Source organism: Crossiella sp. CA198 (genome assembly GCF_052078295.1).
GTDB lineage: Bacteria > Actinomycetota > Actinomycetes > Mycobacteriales > Pseudonocardiaceae > Crossiella.
Genome location: NZ_JBQJIM010000023.1, coordinates 51,248 through 68,707, shown reverse-complemented (window position 1 = coordinate 68,707; position 17,460 = coordinate 51,248). Strand labels below are relative to the sequence as shown.

17 protein-coding genes are annotated in these 17,460 nt (G+C 71.6%); 9 read left to right on the top strand and 8 right to left on the bottom strand.

Annotated elements, in window-relative coordinates; genetic code table 11:
* Nucleotides 1-149 precede the first annotated feature (149 nt).
* Nucleotides 150-4,370, bottom strand: a complete 4,221-nt coding sequence (locus ACTOWY_RS33050; protein ID WP_441313517.1) for an nSTAND1 domain-containing NTPase — start codon at nt 4,368-4,370, stop codon at nt 150-152.
* Nucleotides 4,371-4,468: 98 nt separating this feature from the next.
* Here ACTOWY_RS33050 and ACTOWY_RS33045 point away from each other — a divergent pair, with 98 nt between their 5' ends.
* Nucleotides 4,469-5,272 (top strand): alpha/beta fold hydrolase, encoded by an 804-nt coding sequence (locus tag ACTOWY_RS33045; protein WP_441313600.1) that lies wholly within the window; start codon nt 4,469-4,471, stop codon nt 5,270-5,272.
* A 6-nt stretch (nt 5,273-5,278) separates the two neighbouring features.
* Here ACTOWY_RS33045 and ACTOWY_RS33040 read toward each other — a convergent pair whose 3' ends face one another.
* Nucleotides 5,279-6,199, bottom strand: coding sequence for a M56 family metallopeptidase (locus tag ACTOWY_RS33040; RefSeq protein WP_441313516.1), 921 nt, complete (start codon nt 6,197-6,199; stop codon nt 5,279-5,281).
* The gene (locus tag ACTOWY_RS33035; protein ID WP_441313515.1) at nt 6,196-6,558 is read right to left on the bottom strand and encodes a BlaI/MecI/CopY family transcriptional regulator; all 363 of its coding nucleotides are present in this window, start codon (nt 6,556-6,558) and stop codon (nt 6,196-6,198) included. The genes ACTOWY_RS33040 and ACTOWY_RS33035 overlap by 4 nt, the downstream gene beginning before the upstream one ends.
* Nucleotides 6,559-6,656: 98 nt before the next feature.
* Between ACTOWY_RS33035 and ACTOWY_RS33030 the strand changes: the two genes are divergently transcribed.
* Complete coding sequence (locus tag ACTOWY_RS33030) at nt 6,657-7,664, top strand: C40 family peptidase (protein ID WP_441313514.1); 1,008 nt, start codon at nt 6,657-6,659, stop codon at nt 7,662-7,664.
* 55 nt (nt 7,665-7,719) lie between these two features.
* Nucleotides 7,720-8,589 carry an aminoglycoside phosphotransferase family protein gene (locus ACTOWY_RS33025; protein ID WP_441313513.1) on the top strand — a complete coding sequence of 290 codons (870 nt, stop codon included), beginning with the start codon at nt 7,720-7,722 and terminating at the stop codon, nt 8,587-8,589.
* Nucleotides 8,590-8,618: 29 nt separating this feature from the next.
* Here ACTOWY_RS33025 and ACTOWY_RS33020 read toward each other — a convergent pair whose 3' ends face one another.
* Nucleotides 8,619-9,455, bottom strand: a complete 837-nt coding sequence (locus tag ACTOWY_RS33020) for an MBL fold metallo-hydrolase (RefSeq protein ID WP_441313512.1) — start codon at nt 9,453-9,455, stop codon at nt 8,619-8,621.
* A 177-nt stretch (nt 9,456-9,632) separates the two neighbouring features.
* Here ACTOWY_RS33020 and ACTOWY_RS33015 point away from each other — a divergent pair, with 177 nt between their 5' ends.
* The 3 genes from ACTOWY_RS33015 (at nt 9,633) to ACTOWY_RS33005 (ending at nt 11,371) form a co-directional block, all read left to right on the top strand.
* Nucleotides 9,633-9,872: a helix-turn-helix domain-containing protein gene (locus ACTOWY_RS33015; protein ID WP_441313511.1), complete on the top strand. Its 240-nt coding sequence runs from the start codon at nt 9,633-9,635 to the stop codon at nt 9,870-9,872.
* A gap of 46 nt (nt 9,873-9,918) precedes the next feature.
* The gene (locus ACTOWY_RS33010) at nt 9,919-10,422 is read left to right on the top strand and encodes a GNAT family N-acetyltransferase (protein WP_441313510.1); all 504 of its coding nucleotides are present in this window, start codon (nt 9,919-9,921) and stop codon (nt 10,420-10,422) included.
* A gap of 79 nt (nt 10,423-10,501) precedes the next feature.
* Nucleotides 10,502-11,371: an AraC family transcriptional regulator gene (locus tag ACTOWY_RS33005; RefSeq protein WP_441313509.1), complete on the top strand. Its 870-nt coding sequence runs from the start codon at nt 10,502-10,504 to the stop codon at nt 11,369-11,371.
* A 63-nt stretch (nt 11,372-11,434) separates the two neighbouring features.
* Here the strand turns inward: ACTOWY_RS33005 and ACTOWY_RS33000 are convergent, their stop codons facing one another.
* On the bottom strand, nt 11,435-12,085 hold the full coding sequence (locus tag ACTOWY_RS33000) for an O-methyltransferase (protein ID WP_441313508.1): 651 nt from the start codon (nt 12,083-12,085) through the stop codon (nt 11,435-11,437).
* 72 nt (nt 12,086-12,157) lie between these two features.
* Here ACTOWY_RS33000 and ACTOWY_RS32995 point away from each other — a divergent pair, with 72 nt between their 5' ends.
* From ACTOWY_RS32995 to ACTOWY_RS32985, 3 genes are all read left to right on the top strand, one after another.
* Nucleotides 12,158-12,766, top strand: a complete 609-nt coding sequence (locus ACTOWY_RS32995) for a TetR/AcrR family transcriptional regulator (RefSeq protein WP_441313507.1) — start codon at nt 12,158-12,160, stop codon at nt 12,764-12,766.
* 175 nt (nt 12,767-12,941) lie between these two features.
* Nucleotides 12,942-14,114, top strand: a complete 1,173-nt coding sequence (locus ACTOWY_RS32990; RefSeq protein ID WP_441313506.1) for a serine hydrolase domain-containing protein — start codon at nt 12,942-12,944, stop codon at nt 14,112-14,114.
* Between the two features lie 34 nt (nt 14,115-14,148).
* Nucleotides 14,149-14,928, top strand: coding sequence for a MerR family transcriptional regulator (locus tag ACTOWY_RS32985; RefSeq protein WP_441313505.1), 780 nt, complete (start codon nt 14,149-14,151; stop codon nt 14,926-14,928).
* 87 nt (nt 14,929-15,015) lie between these two features.
* Here ACTOWY_RS32985 and ACTOWY_RS32980 read toward each other — a convergent pair whose 3' ends face one another.
* From ACTOWY_RS32980 to ACTOWY_RS32970, 3 genes are read right to left on the bottom strand one after another with little or no spacing between them, the layout of a single operon-like run.
* A complete protein-coding gene (locus ACTOWY_RS32980; protein ID WP_441313504.1) occupies nt 15,016-15,468 on the bottom strand; it encodes a hypothetical protein in 453 nt (150 codons plus the stop codon).
* A complete protein-coding gene (locus ACTOWY_RS32975; RefSeq protein ID WP_441313503.1) occupies nt 15,465-16,241 on the bottom strand; it encodes a hypothetical protein in 777 nt (258 codons plus the stop codon). The genes ACTOWY_RS32980 and ACTOWY_RS32975 overlap by 4 nt, the downstream gene beginning before the upstream one ends.
* An 11-nt stretch (nt 16,242-16,252) precedes the next feature.
* Nucleotides 16,253-17,431: a PA2928 family protein gene (locus ACTOWY_RS32970; protein WP_441313502.1), complete on the bottom strand. Its 1,179-nt coding sequence runs from the start codon at nt 17,429-17,431 to the stop codon at nt 16,253-16,255.
* Nucleotides 17,432-17,460: the final 29 nt, after the last annotated feature.

Sequence of the window (17,460 nt, the reverse complement as noted above, 5' to 3'; positions counted from 1 at the left end):
CCCGGGCCGGAGCCTGCCCAGCGGATCGGCCGGATTCCAGGTCGCGGCGTATCCCCCTGCCCGGGGCAACTGGGATACACTCGCTGACCAGCGGAAATCTTCACGGGGGCACCGAGTGTGCCCTTTCGGGCGACCGGTTGGCCGGGCGCTCAGGGGCAGCCGGAGACCTGGCGGGCGGGTTCGGGGAGCTGGCCGATCCGCTCCTCGGACAGCTTGGCCGGGCCCACCGCGGCGCACACCGCCGCCCGCCGCGCGCCTGCGTCCGCGGGCAGCACGGTCGGCGCGGGCACCACCTGGTAGAGCAGGCCGCCGGGTGCGGTCTGGGTGCGTTCCTCCTCGACGCCGAACCAGCCGCCGCGCCACACCACGGTGAGTGGACCGGGTTGCCTGCCGGGCCGGATGCCGTTGTCGGCAGGCAGGTTCTCCGGCACGGTGAGGTCGGCGGCGGTGCGCACCCGGACTGTCTCGTCGTCAGCGGAGAGGGTGAGTTCGGCGGCGGGTTCGGGCAGGGCCAGGGTGTCGGTCCGGCGGCGGGTGGCCAGGTCCCAGAGTTCGACCCGGTCCGGCAGGGCCACCGCGAAGGTCTGGCCTGCCGGGTCCACGGCGAGTGCGGAGACGTCCCGGGAGAACTCGAACGGCAGGGTGAAGGCGGTGTCCGGGACCTCGGCGCCGTCGGACAGGCGCAGCCGGCGGACCTGGCCGTCGGACTCGGTGATCAGCGCGGTCTCGCCGAGCGGGAGGACCTGGGTCAGGCCGACCGGGGTGTTGTCCTTGTGCCGCAACGGGACGGTGGCCGGCGGGTGCAGCCGGTTGCCGGTGCGCAGGTCCCACCGGGTGATGGTGCGGTCCAGCACGGTGGTCAGTTCGGTGCCGCCGGTGAAGGTCAGGCCGACCGGGGTGACCAGGACGGGCTGGTTGCCCAGGCCCAGTTCGGTGATCTTGGTGAGGGTGGCCGGGTCGTAGACGGTGACCACGAACTGGTGCTCGGTGGCGGTGTCCCGGCGCCGGGCGACGGCCAGCCGGGTGCCGTCCGGGGACAGGGCCATCGACTTGGGCGAGAACGCGTCGAGGGGGTGCCTGCGCTGCTCGGCCGGCACCAGCCCGGTGCGGCGCTGGGTTTTGAGGTCCCAGGTCTGCACGGATCCGTCGAGCAGTTGCACGTGCAGCCGGGAGCCGTCGGGGGCCAAGCGCAGGTTCTCCGCCGAGGCCACCGCGGAGTCGATCGACTCCAGCGGCGGGATGCGCAGGCCGACCAGGGTGCTGTCCGCGGCCAGCACCACCCGGCCGGAACCGTCCGGTTGGAAGGCGGCGGCGCGCACGGTCCAGCTGTCCTTCTCGTCCTTGCCCCACAGGGCCGGGATGGCGAAGCGGCGGTCCGGGGCACTGCCGTCCACACTCCACACCGCGAGCAGGTCGGGGCGGTCCGAGCCGGTGCGGAAGGTGGCCACGAGTTGCCGGGCGGAGGTGTCCAGGCGCTGGTTGTGCGGGCGGCAGGTGCTGCCGTGCACGGGCAGGTTCCGGTAGAACCTGCGCTCGGCGATGCCGATCACCACGCCTTGTTCCACCGTCTGGTCCTTGAAGCAGCCGCCCATCACTACGTCGTCGGCGGAGTTGGCCACCGGCAGGCCGCCGGGCATGGACGGCAGGTTCCGTGTGCCGCGCGGGCTCAGCTCCAGCAGCGGGTAGCTGCCGTCGGCGGCCTTGGTGTCCAGTACCAGCGCGGTGTCCGTGCCCCTGGCGGCCAGTGCGGCCGCCCCCACGCCTTTCTCGTCGCGCAGTGGGTTGGGCAGCTCCAGGGTGGTGCGCGCGCCCGAGCCGTCCAGGGCCAGCAGGGCCAGGGTGCGGCCGCCGGTCTCCCCGAAGGCGAGGGTCTTCCCGGTGCGGTCGAGCAGGAACGCGGCCGGGAACTGGGAGTTGAAGTTGCCGGGGAACGGGATCAGCCTGCGTACCTCGCGATCGGCGGCGAGGTCCCAGAGGAAGACGACGTCCTCGCCCTTGGCCAGGGACTGGGGGGTGAGGCGTTTGGCGGAGATCACGGCGTGGCCGGGGTCGAGGATGACGATCCGGTTGGCGAAGGTGAACTCCGCGGGCAGCGTGTAGGTGCGGTCGGTGTGCGCGCGGTCGAATTGCCGGATGGTGAAGCGGTTGGTGACACCGTCGGTGGCCGCGGCGGCGGTGGCGTCCGCGCTGACCGAACGGCTGGCGGCGCTGTTGCCGCCCATCTCCATGACCCGCTGCGCCAGCCGCAGGCCCAGGTAGTCCGCATCCGTCCGGCGGCGCACGGCGGGCGGTTCGGCCACCGCGGCTGCCCGCTGGTTGATCAGCAACCGTTCGGTGAGGGTGTCCGCCCGCTCCGCCCCGGCCTTGAGGGTGTCCAGCGCGGCGGCGGCGCGGGCCTCGGCCGCGCGGGCCTGTTGCCCGGCCACCTGGTCCCGCCACAGCAGCGTGCTGCCGGTGAGCAGCACGAGGACCAGCGCGGCCACGCCGATCCGGGTCAGCAGGGAGTTGCGGTGCGCGCGCTGCCCGGCCCGGATGTACTCGGCCTCGCCGGGCAGCACCTGGTCCGCGTGCGCTTTTTCCTTGCGCAGCGCGGTTTTCAGCGTGCTGCCGCGCGGTAGCAGTGCCTTCTCCCTGCCGGAGGCGCGCCACTGCCCTGCTTGCTGGTGCACGGTGTCCTGCCAGCTGCGGAACTCCCGTTCGGCGGCCAGCCAGTCACGCAGGCGGTCCCAGCCGTACACCAGCTGCTCGTGCGCGAGTTCGACCTTGCGCCCGCCGCGGTCGCTGTCGCTGACGGTGATCAGCCGGGTGGTGGCCAGGCTGTCCACCACCGCGGCCAGCGCCGGGTCCAGGTCGGCGGCGTGCAGTGGGCGGCGGGCGTAGCCGGTCTCGCCGATCGGGCTCAGCAGCTGGCAGAGCAGCCTGCGGGCGGAGTCCTGGTCGGGCAGGTCCTGCCACACCGTCTCGGCGTAGCGAGCGATCGCGCCGGTGACGCCGCCGATCCCGTCGTAGGCGGCGTGGTCGATGACGCCGCCGCGTTGCCGCTCCCACAGCATGGTCAGCGCGAACTGCAGCAGCGCCAGCGATCCGGCCGGGGTGTGCGTGACGATCCGCTCGACCAGGCCGGGGGCGTAGCCGGGCATGGCGGGGGCGCGCAGCGGGGCCTCGATGATCTCACGTAGTTCGGGCTCCGCGGGCGGGCCGAGCAGGGTCATCCGCTCGTTGAGCAGCTGCGCCATTCCCGACCGAGCGGTCAGTACACCGATCAGATCGCTGCGCACGGTGACCAGCACGGTGACGGTCCAGCCCGGCCGCGGCCCGGCGAGGTTGGCCAATGCGCGCAGCACGTCCTCTGGCTGTTCGGTCCCGCTGTGCTGCAGTTCCTCGAACTGGTCGACCAGGACCAGCAGTTTCCGCTGCCCCTCCCCCGGCGGCAGCAGGTCCGGGGCCGGGCCGGTGAGCAGGGCGCGGGCGGCCTCGGCGGTGGGGCTGTGCCCGGGCAGGTGCGGGCGCAACGCGGTGCACAGCCCGGTCCAGATGGTGGCCGAGGGCGTGGCCCGCAGCACCGCGACCCGGTAGCCGTCCCGCCGCAGCGCGGGCGCGACCCCGGCCAGGGCGAGGGAGGACTTGCCGCTGCCGGAGGGCCCGGCCAGCACGGCGAACCTGTTCTCCCGCAACGCGGTCACCAGTTCGGCGGTGCGCGCGGCGCGGCCGTGGAAGGTGTCCGCGTCCTCCTCGGTGAAGGGTGCCAGGCCGCGGAAGGGCGGCCGGACCAGTGCGAGCCGGTGCAGTTCCGGCCAGGCCTGGTTGAGCAGCGCGGCCGGGATCAGGTAGCCGGTCCGCCGGTGCGCCTGCCGTTCGGCCGCCGCGACAATACCGACCACCCCGTCGGCGGCGTGGTCCCAGACCGGCGCGCCGCTGAACCCCGGCGCGAGGGAGAACCCGCCGGTGCGCTCATCGTCGATCTGCACCATGCCCGAGGCCGAACTGCCCCGCAGCACCCCACTGGCCCACACACCCTGGTCATGCCCGACCGGCACGCCGAACGCCCGAACCTCGTGTCCCCACACCGCGTCCACCGACACCACCCGGGCTGCCGCCGCGGCCTCCGGCGCGCGGTCCAGGACCAGTCCGGCGACATCACGTTCTGGATCCCAGGAGGCCACCGTGGCCTCGACGAACTCCCCAGGGGCGACCAGCGGGAAGTCCACCCGCACCGGTAACCGCGGCGCGGGCCCGGCCAGGGGCACCCCCAGCGCGTCGGCGACCACGTGCGCGCAGGTCAGCACCTGCCGCGGCCCGACAAGGCAGCCCATGCCCAGTGGCTCACCACCGCGGAACAACCGGACCACCGACGCCGCAAGCGGATCCACCCGCACCCTCCCCGCCTCGGACTCCCCCCAGTGTCGCGGCACGCACCCGCTCCGTTACGCCAAGTTGCCCCTTCGGGCAGCGCTAACCTGCCCGCGTGATGATCGAGTCCACCTACCCTGCCGCGGACGGCCGCCCGCTGTTCTTCGCCACCCTGGGCACCGGCCCGCTGGTGGTGCTGCTGCACGGCGGCGGCCCCGACCACCGCAGCCTGCTCCCCCTGGCCCACCACCTGGCCGACCAGCACACCGTGGCCCTGCCCGACATCCGCGGCTACGGCCGCTCCCACTGCCCAGACCCGGCCCAGCACACCTGGAACCGCTACACCGAGGACGTGCTGGCACTGCTGGATCACCTGGGCGCCGAGCGAGCCGCGGTGGGTGGCACCGGCCTGGGCTCGACCATCAGCCTGCGCACGGCGTTGCGGCATCCGGACCGGGTCGCGGCCACCGTGCTGATCAGCGTCGAGGACATCGAGGACGACGCGGGCAAGGCCGCCGAGGCGGAGTTCCTGGCCGCCTTCGCCGAGCGGGTGCGGACCTCGGGGATCGAGGCGGGGTGGGCGCCGATCCTGCCGCGGCTGGCGCCGTTGATCGGGGAGCTGGTGCGGGAGGCGATGCCGCGGGCGGATCCGGCCAGTGTCGCGGCGGCCGCGGCGATCGGCGCGGATCGGGCGTTCAGCGGGATCGACGAGCTGGCCGATTTGCCGGTGCCGACGTTGATCTTCCCGGGCACTGACTATCGGCATCCGCCCGCGGTGGCGCGGGAGTTGCTGGGCCGTCTACCGAACGGTCGGTTGGCGAGCGGTGGGTTGACGGCGGAGTTGCGTAGCGCGGCGGAGCTGGCGGACGCGGTGGGTCCGGCGGTGCGGGAGTTCCTGGGCGAGTTCCACCGCCCGGTCTGACCAGGCTCAGTGCGCGCCGAGCACCAGCGACAGCACACACAGTTCGCTGACCGCGCTCGCCGCCCAGCCCGCGCTGACCACCGCGCAGGCGAGCACCAGCACCGGTGCCGCCCGACGCCAGTACCTACCGCTCGGTCGGGAGAGGTGCGCGATCCGGGCGGCCAGCTGCTCACCCGGGGCCGCCGTGTGGTGCGGGAAGGCGCGCAACGCGGCCAGCACCGCGGGCACGCCCTGCCCGCGGGCGGCGACGGCGTCCGCGTCCAGTTCGGTCAGCAAGGCCACCTCGGCCGGGGCGGCCCGGAACAGCGGCACGAACGGGAAAGCCTTGCGCAGTGCGGCGAAACTCGCCACCAGCAGGTGGTGCCGCCGGGTGCGATGGGCTTGTTCGTGGGCCAGTACCGCGGCCAGCTGGCCCTCGGGCGCCTGGCTGAGCAGGCCGGTGCTGACCACCGTGGGACCGGCCGCGCCTGCCAGGCTGTAGGCCAGGGGCTGGTCGTGCGGCAGGGTGACCACGTCGCGGCGGCCGGGGACCGGGGTGGCCAGCAGGGCCAGGGCGTCGCGGTGGTTTCCGGTGCGGTGGCGGACCCGGCGGGCGTGCGGGATCACGATCAGCAGCAGGCGGCTGACCAGCAGGGTCACCAGGAGCACCGCGGTGGTGTGCAGGCCGGACTCGGGCGCGAACAGGCCAGCCGCACGCAACGCTGTCCAGCACCGGTGGACAGTCGCGGACCAGGCCGCGGTGGTGACCTCGGGGAACAGCAGCAGCGCGATCCCGGCGGGCAGGGCGAGCAGCAAGCCGGTGGCGGTGAGCACCCAGGCGGTCAGGGCCAGGGCCGGGGACAGCGTGCGGCGGGCCAGCCGGAGGGCCGGGGCGGCGTACCAGGCCAGCGCCAGGGCGGCGGTGATCAGCAGCAGGCCCGCGGTCACCGGGGCCTGCCGTCCTCGCCGAGCACATCGCGCAGGGCGGCGGATTCCTCGGCGGAGACCGACTGGGCGAAGTGCAGCAGGACGGCGGCGGAGTCCGGGGACTCGTCGAGCACCTCGCGCAGCAGGCGGGCGGTCCGTTGCGCGCGGGTGGCGGTGGCCAGGTACCGGAACGCGCGGCCGTGTTTTTCCCTGGTGAGCCAGCCCTTGCGGCACAGCTTGTCCAGCACGGTCTGCACCGTGGTGTAAGCCAGCTCCCGATGGGGTTTCAGCGACTCCAGCACATCACGGACGGCTACCGCGCCCTCGGCGGCCCACACCACGTCCATGATCGCCGATTCCAGTTCACCCAGCCCGTGCACCTGCGCATTCTGGCACGTCCAGACCACCTCCCTCGAACTCCTACGCTCGATAGTAGTGTGACGGCGTGGCTGTCAAACCCAACCGTCGACCCGTTCGGATGACTCTGCTGATCGCCGCCCTCGGCGCCACCTCGGTGGCCGTGCCGGGTGCGGCGGCGGCCGATCCACCGCCGCCGGCCAACGCCTCCGAGGCGCTGACCAAGCTCACCGAGCTGAACAAGGAGGCCGTGAAACTCACCGAGGAGTGGCACAACACCCGCGACGACCTGGACCGGCGCCGCAAGGACCAGGACAGCGCCAAGACCCAGCTCGACCAGGCCAACCGGGAGGCGGGCACCGCCCGGGACAGCATCAGCACCTACCGGGTCGAGGTGGACAAACTGGCCGCGGCCTCCTTCGACAATGTCAGCCTCAACCCGGTCGCCACCCTGATGACCAGCGGCTCGCCCCAGGACTTCCTGGACCGGATGTTGTTGCTGGACATCATCTCCAGCGAACGCAAGGACACTCTGGAGGGCTACCGCCGGGCCTTACAGCTGGCCGAGACCGCGCAGCGCCGGGCCGAGGAGGCCGGTCGCCGCGCGGGCGAGGCCGAAGTGCAGGCGAACCGGCTGCTCGGCGAACTGGACCAGCGCAAGACCGAGATGGACCGGCGGGTGGCCAGTGCCAAGGCCCAGCTGGACCGGCTCTCCGCCCGGGACCGCGGCGCCCTCACCGGCGGCGGCCAGACCAACTACACGGTCAACGACATCCCACAGGGCCTGGCCCAGCAGGCCATGCAGAAAGCGTTGGGCCGTCAGGGAAAGCCCTACGTCTGGGGCGCCACCGGACCGGACACCTTCGACTGCTCCGGCCTGCTGTTCTGGTCCTACCGCCAGCTCGGCGTCACGCTGCCCCGCTCCAGCCGGGACCAGGCCAGGGTCGGCACCGCGGTGACCAGGGACCAGTTGCGGCCGGGTGATTTTGTGGCCTTCTACCAACCGGTCGGTCACATCGGGATCTACGTGGGCGACGGAAAGATGGTGCACGCGCCGCAGGGCGGTGACACGGTGAAGGTCTCCGGCGTGATGTGGGGCGATCTGGTCGCCATGCGCCGCCTGGGCTGAGCCGTCCGCTGGGTGGCAGGCTGCTCGGAATCACCGCTACCCACCGGAGCCGCACTTGACCTTCGACACCGCCCCGCCACTCCATGCCGCGCTGGCCAGACGGCTGGTCGACACCCAGTTCCCGCGATGGGCCGGGCTACCGCTGGTTCCGCACGCACCGGCAGGCTCGGATCATGTGATCTACCGGCTGGGCGAGGAGCTGTCCGTTCGGCTGCCCCGCCATGCCGGTGCGATCCAGCAGGCGCGGAAGGAAGCCGAGTGGCTGCCCCGGCTCGCCCCGCAGCTGCCTCTTGCCGTACCCGAACTGGTGGGGGTGGGCGAAGCGGACTTCGGCTACCCGTGGCCGTGGGCGGTGTCGCGCTGGCTGGACGGCGAGGTGGCGACCGTCGAGGCCCTGTCCGGCTCACATGAGGCCGCCGGGGTGCTGGCCGGGTTCCTGACCGCACTCCACCGGTTCGACGCCGAACCGACCGAGGACCTCACCGGCCGGCCGCTGGCGGCGCGGGACCCGGCAACGCGTTCGGCCATCGCCAAGGTCGGCGCCGCGTTCGACAGCGCGGCGATGGCCGAACTGTGGGACGCGGCCCTCCTCGCCGACGAACAGGACTGTCCACCGGTCTGGTGCCACGGCGATTTCCACACCGGCAACCTGCTGACGACCGGTGGCCGCCTCAGCGCGGTCATCGACTTCGGTGAGTTCGGTGTGGGCGATCCGGCCTGCGACCTGATCATCGCCTTCACCCTCCTGTCGGCCGAGACGCGAGCCATCTTCCGCGCCGCGCTCGACGTGGACGACGCCACCTGGACTCGCGGTCGAGGCTGGGCCTTGGCCACCGGTTTGAACGCCTATGTCTCCTACGCCGCGGTCAACCCCCGCGTCGCCGCGCAGACCACCCGCCAGATCACCCAGGCCCTCACCGGCTGACCACCGCGGCGCGGGCCAGGCGCCGATCGTCAGCCACGAGTGCCGCCGCGGTCGTTCCGTTCGGCGAGCCGCCGGGCTTGCCCGTCATGCACATCGCTCACCCACTCCCACCCGGGCTTGGCCGAGGGGCCGACCCGAGGGTCACTGGGCACCTGGCCCGCACGCAAGGCGAGCACGTACGCCCGATCCTGCTCGATCCGAGCGTGCACCTGATCAGTTCCGCCGACTGACCCGTGGCCGGGGACGACGACCTCGACCTCGTCCGCCACGCCCGCCAGCAACCGCAGTGCGGCGAGGTAGTCCTCGATCGGGTCAGCGGTGTCGCCCAGGTCGAGCATGGGAACCAGGACATCGGAAAGCATGTCCCCGGCGACAAGAACCCCGCGGTCCTCAATCACCAGCGCCGCATGACCCGGTGCGTGCGCTTGATGCTCGATGATCCGGACCTGCGGGCCATCCCAGGGAATCCGCACTGTCCCGGCGGGCAGGGCGGTGATGAGGCCGTACAGGTCCAGCGGCACCCGCTCGGCGATGCCCGTCGATTCCAGATGGGCGGTGATCGCGGCCTTCGCACCGGGATCGGACAGCTCTTCCCGGACCGTGGCCGCGCAGCGGGGCGTGCCATACCGCGGGGCCGCGCCGAACCGGGCATGCCACAGCAGGTGATCCCAATCCGGATGCGTCGAGAAACCGGCCACCACGGGCTGGCCCAACTCGGCCAGATCGTTGGCGAGGCAGACCATTTCGTGGTCCTGCACCCCGGGATCGACGAGCAGCACGCCCGCATGGCCTTGCACCACAACGGCGTTGCTCTGCACGAACTCGCTCTCGTGCACCAGCACACCTTCCGCGACCTGCCTCAGCACGGGCCCGCCTCGCTTACGCCGCGACTGGTGTGCCGGTGCGTTGATCGCTGTTCGGTGTCGTTCATGTCGTCGCCTCCTGGATCCGCTGGTGCGTCGGCACCGATCCTGGTCCGGGACCACGCGGTGATCAACGCGGAGTTCCGCCATGATTGTTCGGCCATGCTGAATAATCCAGGCATGGAACGGCAGGACATCGAGGTGTTCCTTACCCTGGCCGAGGAACTGCACTTCGCCCGGACCGCGGAACCCCTGCGGCTGGCCCCCGCCTCGATCAGCCAGACGATCAAGAAGCTGGAGCGCCGGTTCGGTGCGCCGCTGTTCACCAGGACCACGCGGCGAGTGAGCACGGTGTCCGGGTTCCAGGAGATCCTGGCCGCCACCTTCCTGCGCCACACCGGCGAGCCAGTGATCGAGTAGCGCGGTGCCTGATCCAGGCAGGCGGGGGTACCGTGCCGCGGTGCCCATGATCGAACGCCTTCGGCTTGACCACGCCGCGGCGGTACTCGCGTTCGAGCGGGAGAACCGCGCGTACTTCGCGGCCGCGGTGCCCGACCGGGGCGATGACTACTTCGCGGGTTTCCCGCGGCGGCATCGCGCGCTGCTGGCGGAGCAGGCGGCCGGGGTGTGCCATTTCCACGTGGTGCTCGGCGACAACGGCGAGGTGCTGGGCCGGGTGAACCTGGTCGAGGTGGCCGATGGCGGTGCCGAGCTGGGGTTCCGGATCGCGGCGCGGGCCGCGGGCCAGGGCCTGGCCACTGCCGCGGTGCGCCAGCTGTGCGCGCTGGCGGCGCGGGACTACGGACTGGAGAGCCTGCGGGCCTCCGCGGCGGTCGACAACCTCGGCTCCCAGGCGGTGCTGCGCCGCACCGGGTTCGAGCCCACCGGGGAGCAAGTCCTGCTGGCCGGGCGCCCAGGGCTGCGCTACCTGCTGCGACTGGCCGATCCCGTGCCGATGGACGGGCGCTGAATCGACTGATCGGATCGGTTCGCCGCGGTCGGGCGCAGGCGGGCGCTGTCGACCAGAGTTGAGGTCGAAGGGAGGCCACATGATCTCGGCACTCAACCGGCTGGTCGATCTGGTCGAGCAGCACCTGGGCGCGGAGTTCGACCTCGACGGGCTGGCCAGGGAGCTGGGCACGACCGGCTATCACCTGCGCCGGATGTTCTCGTCCCTGGCGGGCATGCCGCTGTCGGAGTACGTGCGCCGGCGGCGCATGACCGTCGCCGCCGCCGACGTGATCCTGGGCGAGCACGATCTGCTCAGCATCGCCGTCCGGCACGGCTACGGCTCAACCGAGGCATTCGGCCGGGCATTCCGGGCGGTCCACGGCGCCGGTCCGAGTGACGTCCGCCGCGACGGCGGTCCCCTTCGCACCCAACCACAACTCAGGTTCCGCCTGACCGTCGAAGGAAACATCCCCATGGACACCCGCATCCTCGACCGCCCCGCGTTCCGGCTCCTCGGCCACGCCACCCGCGTCCCGCTCATCCACCACGGCGTCAACCCGCACATCCAGCAGCACATCACCGCACTGCCGCAAGCCGAACACCAGCGGCTCAAGACCCTCGGCAACACCGAACCCGATGGCCTGCTGCAGGTCTGCGACGACCTCGATCCCGACAACACCGAAGGCAGCGAACTGACCTACCTGCACGGGGTGGCCGTCTCCCCGGACACCCCGGCCCCCGACGACCTCGACGGCATCGAGGTGCCGGCGGGCCGGTGGGCGGTCTTCCGCACCACCGGCCCCTACCCGCAGACCCTGCAGACGACCTGGGCCGCGACCGCGACCGAGTGGTTCCCTGGCAACCCGTGGCGGCTGCGGCCAGGACCCTCGATCGTCACGATCCTGGACCGCGCGGACGATTTCAGCACCGCGACCTGCGAACTGTGGCTCCCGGTCGAACCAGGCTGACCGGCGCCGCGGCGCCGACGGCCGGTCAGGGCGGCCTGACCGTGTCGCTGGCGCTGCCCGCGGTCACAGCCGGCAGCTGATCTCCATGCCGTCCTCGACCGGGAAAGTCACGCTCTGGTAGCCGTTTCCCGGGTCGCGGACGTAGTCGAGGTAGGGCTGCAAATCAGCCAGGTCGACGTCGTCGGCCACCACCAGGGTGCCAGGGGCCAGTCGCGGTTCCAGGAGTTTCAGCACTGGCAGGCACAGGTTTTTCCAGCCGTCGAGCAGGACGAAGTCGACCGGAGTGTCCTCGGCGAGGGTCTCGCGGGCGTCGCCGAGCCGGATCGTGATCAGGTCGTCCAGGCCGGACTCGGTGAAGGTGCGGCGGGCGGCCTCGGCCTTGGCCGCGCTGAGTTCGGTGGTGATGACGTGGCCGGAGCCGTTGTCGCGGACCGCGGCGGCCAGGTAGAGGGTGGAAATCCCGAATGAGGTGCCGAATTCGACCACGGTGGTCGGCCGGATGGCCCGGATCAGGTTGTAGAGCAGCCTGCCGCCCTGGGCCGAGATCGGCATGAAGATCTCCGCCGCGGCATCGGCCTGCTCCTGCGGCGTCGCGGCGGCGAAGTCGGTGCGCCAGGACGGCGGGAGGCGGGTCTCGTCCTGGTCGGCCGAGGCGAACATGCGGGTCAGCGCGGCGCTGACCCTGGGGTCTTCGAGAGTGCTGGAATGCGTCATGCGAGCCAGAGTAGACGCAACGGTTCGTCTAGTCTAGGCGGTAAGGTCGTACCCTCAGCCGCGGAGGTGGCGATGAAATCGGACGACGTGGCGGCGCCGCGGCATCGCGGCAATCGGCACGGACGCAGTGAGCAGGCCCGGCTCGCGGTGTTGGAAGCCGCCGATGATCTGCTGGTGGAGAAGGGATTCGCCGGGGTCACCGTCGAGGCCATCGCCGCGAGCGCCGGGGTGGCCAAGCAGACCATCTACCGCTGGTGGAGCACGAAGACCGACATCCTGCTCGACGCCTTCCTGCAGGACGCGGCCGAAGACCTGGTCGTGCCGGATCACGGCGACCTCGGCCCCGACCTGCGGGACTACCTGCGGCGCCTGACCCACTTCCTGACCCGGTCGGACGCGGGCGCCGTGCTGCGCGCCCTGCTCGGACACGCCCAGCACGACCCCGGATTCGCCGCGGTGCTGCGGACCCGGTTCCTCGACGAGCAACACGACCGCGACCGGCTGGCGATCGAGCGGGCCGTGCACCGGGGACAGTTGCCCGCCGACCTGGACGTGGCGGCGGAGGTCGATCAGCTCGTCGGGCCGATCTACTACCGCGTGCTGGTCACCGGCAGCCCAGTCGACGAGCAGTTCACCGACCGGTTGGTAGGGACGTTTCTACGTCGCGTTGACGGAAGTTGACCGACTCTGCTAGCGAACCGGCGGCATGTTCCGTACCACTTGGGCCAACCGGTACGCCCACTTGGGCCAAACTGGCGTACCAGTTGGCCCAAATCGCCGGAAGATCGGCACGGCGGGGCGGAATCGCCAGCGGAGTCGTTGACCCCGCCCCGAGGGCGGGCTGCAGCCTGGCCGCATGACACACAACAAGCCGCAGTCATTGCGGCGAGCAGGGGCCACGGCGCTTACTGTCGCGCTGCTGGCCGGGGCCGCCCCCGAGGCCGCTGCCCGGCCGGATCGCCCGGAGCTGCAGCAGGCCGTTCAGGCGTTCGTCGACATCGGATTCGCCGGGATGCAGGCGCGCGTGCACGATCAGCGCGGCGAGTGGACGGGCAGCGCCGGGGTGCGCGAACTGGGTGAGACCGCGCGGCCGCCGACGGATGGCAGGTTCCGGATCGGCAGCAACACCAAGACCTTCGTCGCGACCATGGTGCTGCAGCTGGTGGCCGAGGGCCGGATCGGCCTGGACTCGCCTGCGGCCGGCCACCTGCCGCGGTTCGCCCTGGACCCGCGGATCACGGTGCGGATGTTGCTGGCGCACACCAGCGGGATCTTCAACCACACCGGCGAGGTCGACCCGGACGGGACGGTCGTGCCCGGACTGCCTTCAACCGGCCAGGACTGGGTGGACAACCGGTTCCGCGGCTACCAGCCGGACGAGCTGGTGCGGTTCGCGCTGGCCAGACCGGCGAGGTTCGCGCCGGGCACGGGCTGGAGCTACTCGAACACCAACTACGCGCTGGCCGCACTGCTGATCGAGCAGGTCACCGGCCGCTCCTACGCCGAGGAGTTGCAGCGGCGGATCCTGCGTCCACTCGGCCTGGACAGCACCGTGGCACCGGGCAAGTGGCCGGGCATCCCCGGGCCGCACGCGCACGGCTACTACCGCTACCAGCACGCGGGCCAAACACACACGGTCGATGTCACCCGCCAGAATCCGTCCCTGCTGTTCGCCTCGGGTGACCTGATCTCGACCACCCAGGACCTGCACACCTTCTTCGCCGCGCTGATGGGCGGCAGGCTGCTGCCCGCTCCGCTACTGGCCGAGATGCGCCGGACCTCGCCGCACAGCAACGGTTTCGGCCTCGGGGTGCGCGTGCAGGAGCTGGGCCCGGACTGCGGCGGCACCCTGTTCTTCCACAACGGCAGCACCATCGGCTACGGGGCGCTGATGTACAGCACGCCCGACGGCAGCCGGACCCTCACCGCCTCGGTGACCGGCGGGGACGCCGAGGTCGACCTGGCGAACGCGTTCCCGAAGGCGTTGGACCGGCTGCTCAAGGTGTTCTGCGGCGGGCAGGCGGGTTGACCTTGACCTTGGGGCAGGCCACACACTGACCCGCATGGCTCCCCCGACCGGCGTCACGATCGGCCAGGCCGCGGCCTTCACCGGGGTCACGGTGAAGACGTTGCGGCACTACCACCAGCACGGGCTGCTCGACGAACCACCTCGGGACAGCTCCGGCTACCGGCGGTACGGCTCGGCCGACCTGTTGCGGCTGGTCCAGGTCCGGATCCTGGCCACCGCCGGGGTGCCGCTGGCCGAGACCGGGCCGCTGCTCGACGCGGACGCCGAGCAGTTCACCGCCGCGGTCACCGACGTCGACCGGCGCCTCACCGAGCAGATCGCCGCCCTGACCGCCCGGCGCGACACCCTGCGCCGGCTCGCCGAGGGCGACCGGCTGCTGTTGCCCGACCGTGCGCTGGCGATCCTGGACCGGCTCACCGAGCTTGACTTCGATCCCGGCTACGTGGCCGGTCAGCGGGAGGCATTGGTGCTGGCCAGGGCGGTGGCGCCGGAGTTGTTCGACCTCTTCCTGACCCAGCTCGAACACCGGCTCGACGATCCCGGGTTCGTCCTGCTGACCAAGCGTGCCTGGGACGCGCGGACCTGGGATCCGGACGACCCGCGGATCGAGGAGCTGGCCGCCGCGCTGGCCGGCAACCTGCTGGCCGACCGCGAGCGCCTGGAGGTACCGGCGGGCGTCCAGTCCACGCCCGAGGCCGTCACCCGGTACGGGCTGATCAACAACCACGGCGAAGGTCAGCCGGTCTGGGTCCGGCTGAACGGGCTCGTCGAGGCCAGACTGCGGGCCGCGGGTGTGCCCGTCCCGCACCAGTGACGGCAGTTCAACGCCGCCGCCTACCGAACGGTCGGTAAACATGCAGAAGCGACCGGCGCACCCCTCGCGCCGGTCGCTTGCCTCGGGTCAGGACAGCTCCCGGATCTCCCAGCCCCAGTCGCTGATCGTCTCCCGCCCGTCGTGCTCGGCCAGCACGATCAGCTCCATCCCCAGTGGGTTCGGGTCGAAGTGGATCTCCACCCGGCTGCTGAAGTCCGGGCGGATCGCCGAGTGGTACTCCAGCACGTCGGCCTCGCCCTTGAGCAGCTGCTCGAACTGGGGTGTGCTGAGCCCGCGGGACACCTTGGCCACCGCCTTCTCACAGCTCTCGGCGTTCGCCCTGGCCTGGAACTTGGTCAGGGCGGCGCCGGAGAGCAGCCGGCAGGCCGTCGGGGAGTTGATCGCGACGGCGCGGAAGAACTCGTACACGGTGGCGCCGCTGGCCCGGAGATTGGCCGCGCAGCCCTTGAAGATCAGCACGATCACCCCGACGGTCACCATCCCGGCCGCGATCCGGGTCAGAACCCGCCGCACCGTCATGACTGGGCCGGTACCAGGACGACCACCTCGGACTCGTCGTGGGCCAGGTAGCGCACCCGGACCACCGCGCCCGGCTGGGCGTGCGCGACCATCTCCGGCGAGAGCGTCTTCTCCTGCACCAGGTCGAAGCTGCTGCCATCGGGCCTGCTCACCCGCATGCCCAGGGACACCACCGCGCGGTCGCCGCGGATCTCGCCGGTGGGGGCCATGGACAGCACCACCGCCCGGGTTTCCTGGCCCTGCTGGGCGATCTGCAGCTGCCGAGGGGTCACCAGGCCCTTGGCCAGCCGGATCTGGTCGAGCACCTGCTGGAGTTCGGCCGGGGGCGCGTCGGTGGCCAGCACGACCTTGTCGTTCCCTGGCAGGTAGCGCACCGGCAGCAGGCTGCCCGGCTGCACCGCGGGCATGTCGGTCAGGTCCACCATCTGCTTGGCCACGGCCCGGAAGGAGCGGCCGTCCTGGGTGTCCACATCCAGGGTGATCAGCAGCTGCGGCTGGTCGTTGACGGACAATCCGGTGCGGGACAACGAGACCACCGTGCCCATGCCGATCGGCGCACCCCGGTAGGCGGCCGGGATCTTCCCGCCGAAGCCGGAGTTCTCCAGTGCCTTGCTGACCCGGAACAGCATGGGGACCACGGTCACCGCGCAGATCGGGCCCGCGATGAAGCCGTTGAGCCAGGGCATCGGGCCCGCACCGGTGAGGCCCTCCCGGAGGTAGAGGAAGGTGGCGACCAGGCCGACCGCGGCGATGAGCCAGGCGAGGATCTTCATGTCCAGTCCTTTCAGAGCGAGGGGTTGCCGAAGAAATCGATGCTGCCGAGGTAGAACCAGTTGATGTGCCCGTCCAGGCCGACCGTGGCGACGCCGTCGCCGAGGACGCTGTCCGCACCGTCGGCGAAGAGCAGCGTGCGCTTGCCGGGGCTGGTCAGGGCGCGGATCGAGCTGGGGCCGATCGGGTGGGTCGCGACGATCTGGCCGGTCTGTACGGACACCACGCTCACCGCGTAGTTCCCGGAGTTGAGGTCGCGGAGGTGGTGCACCACCACCAGTCCGGCGGGTGTGCCTGCTGCCGGACTGGTGATGTTGTCCGGGAAGCCCTTGCCCTCGATCTCACCAGGCGGCGGGGTGAGCGGCAGGCTGCCCTTGTGGAAGACGGTCTCGCCGATCGGCGTGCCGCCGCTGTTCCCGGTGCGGCGGACCAGGCTCAGGCCGGGCACGTCCTCCCGCGGGATCAGCTCCACCTTCTCCCGCCCGGCGAGCACACCGTGGCTGGAACTGGCACCGCCAGTGCTGTCGGAGCCGGGACGCTGGGGGCTGAGCTTGCCCCGCCAGGCCCTGGCCAGCTCCGGCGGCGCCGGGGCCGCGACCACGGTGTCCAGTGGAATGGTGCGCAGGCCGCCGTCGGCGCTCATGGTCACGATCGAGGTGGACGCGGCGTCGTAGCCGTAGGCGGCGCTGGAGGTCACCGGGTTCGGCAGGCCCTGGATGTCGCCGTCGCGGGCCAGGATCTCGCCGCTGGCCAGGTCCAGGATCACCAGGCCGCCGTCGGTGGCCACATAGGCGTTACGGGCGCCCGCGGTGATCACCTTGGCCTGCCAGCTCGGCATGCTGGAGAGCTGCGTGTCCCACAGCCGCCGCCCGGTGTCCAGTTCGACGGCGAACAGCCGCACCTGGAAGGTGTCCTGGGTGATCATCTGGAACAGGCCCCGGCTGCCGCTGCGCCGGTAGGGCACCAGCGCGATCTCCTTCTCCGCCACCGTGGCGAACCCGACCCCCTTCTGCGGGGCGGCGCTCACGTACGGCGAGGCGAAGTAGGACATGCCGAAGACCATGAATCCGATGAACGAGAACAGGACCAGCACGAAGATCCCGCCGTTGCGCTTCCGTCGGCGGAGGCCGCGCTGCACCTCATAGGGTCCGGGCGCCGCCCACACGTACCCGGCCTGGCTGCTGTCCTTCATCGGGCTGCTCCTCTCGTCATGGGAGAAGC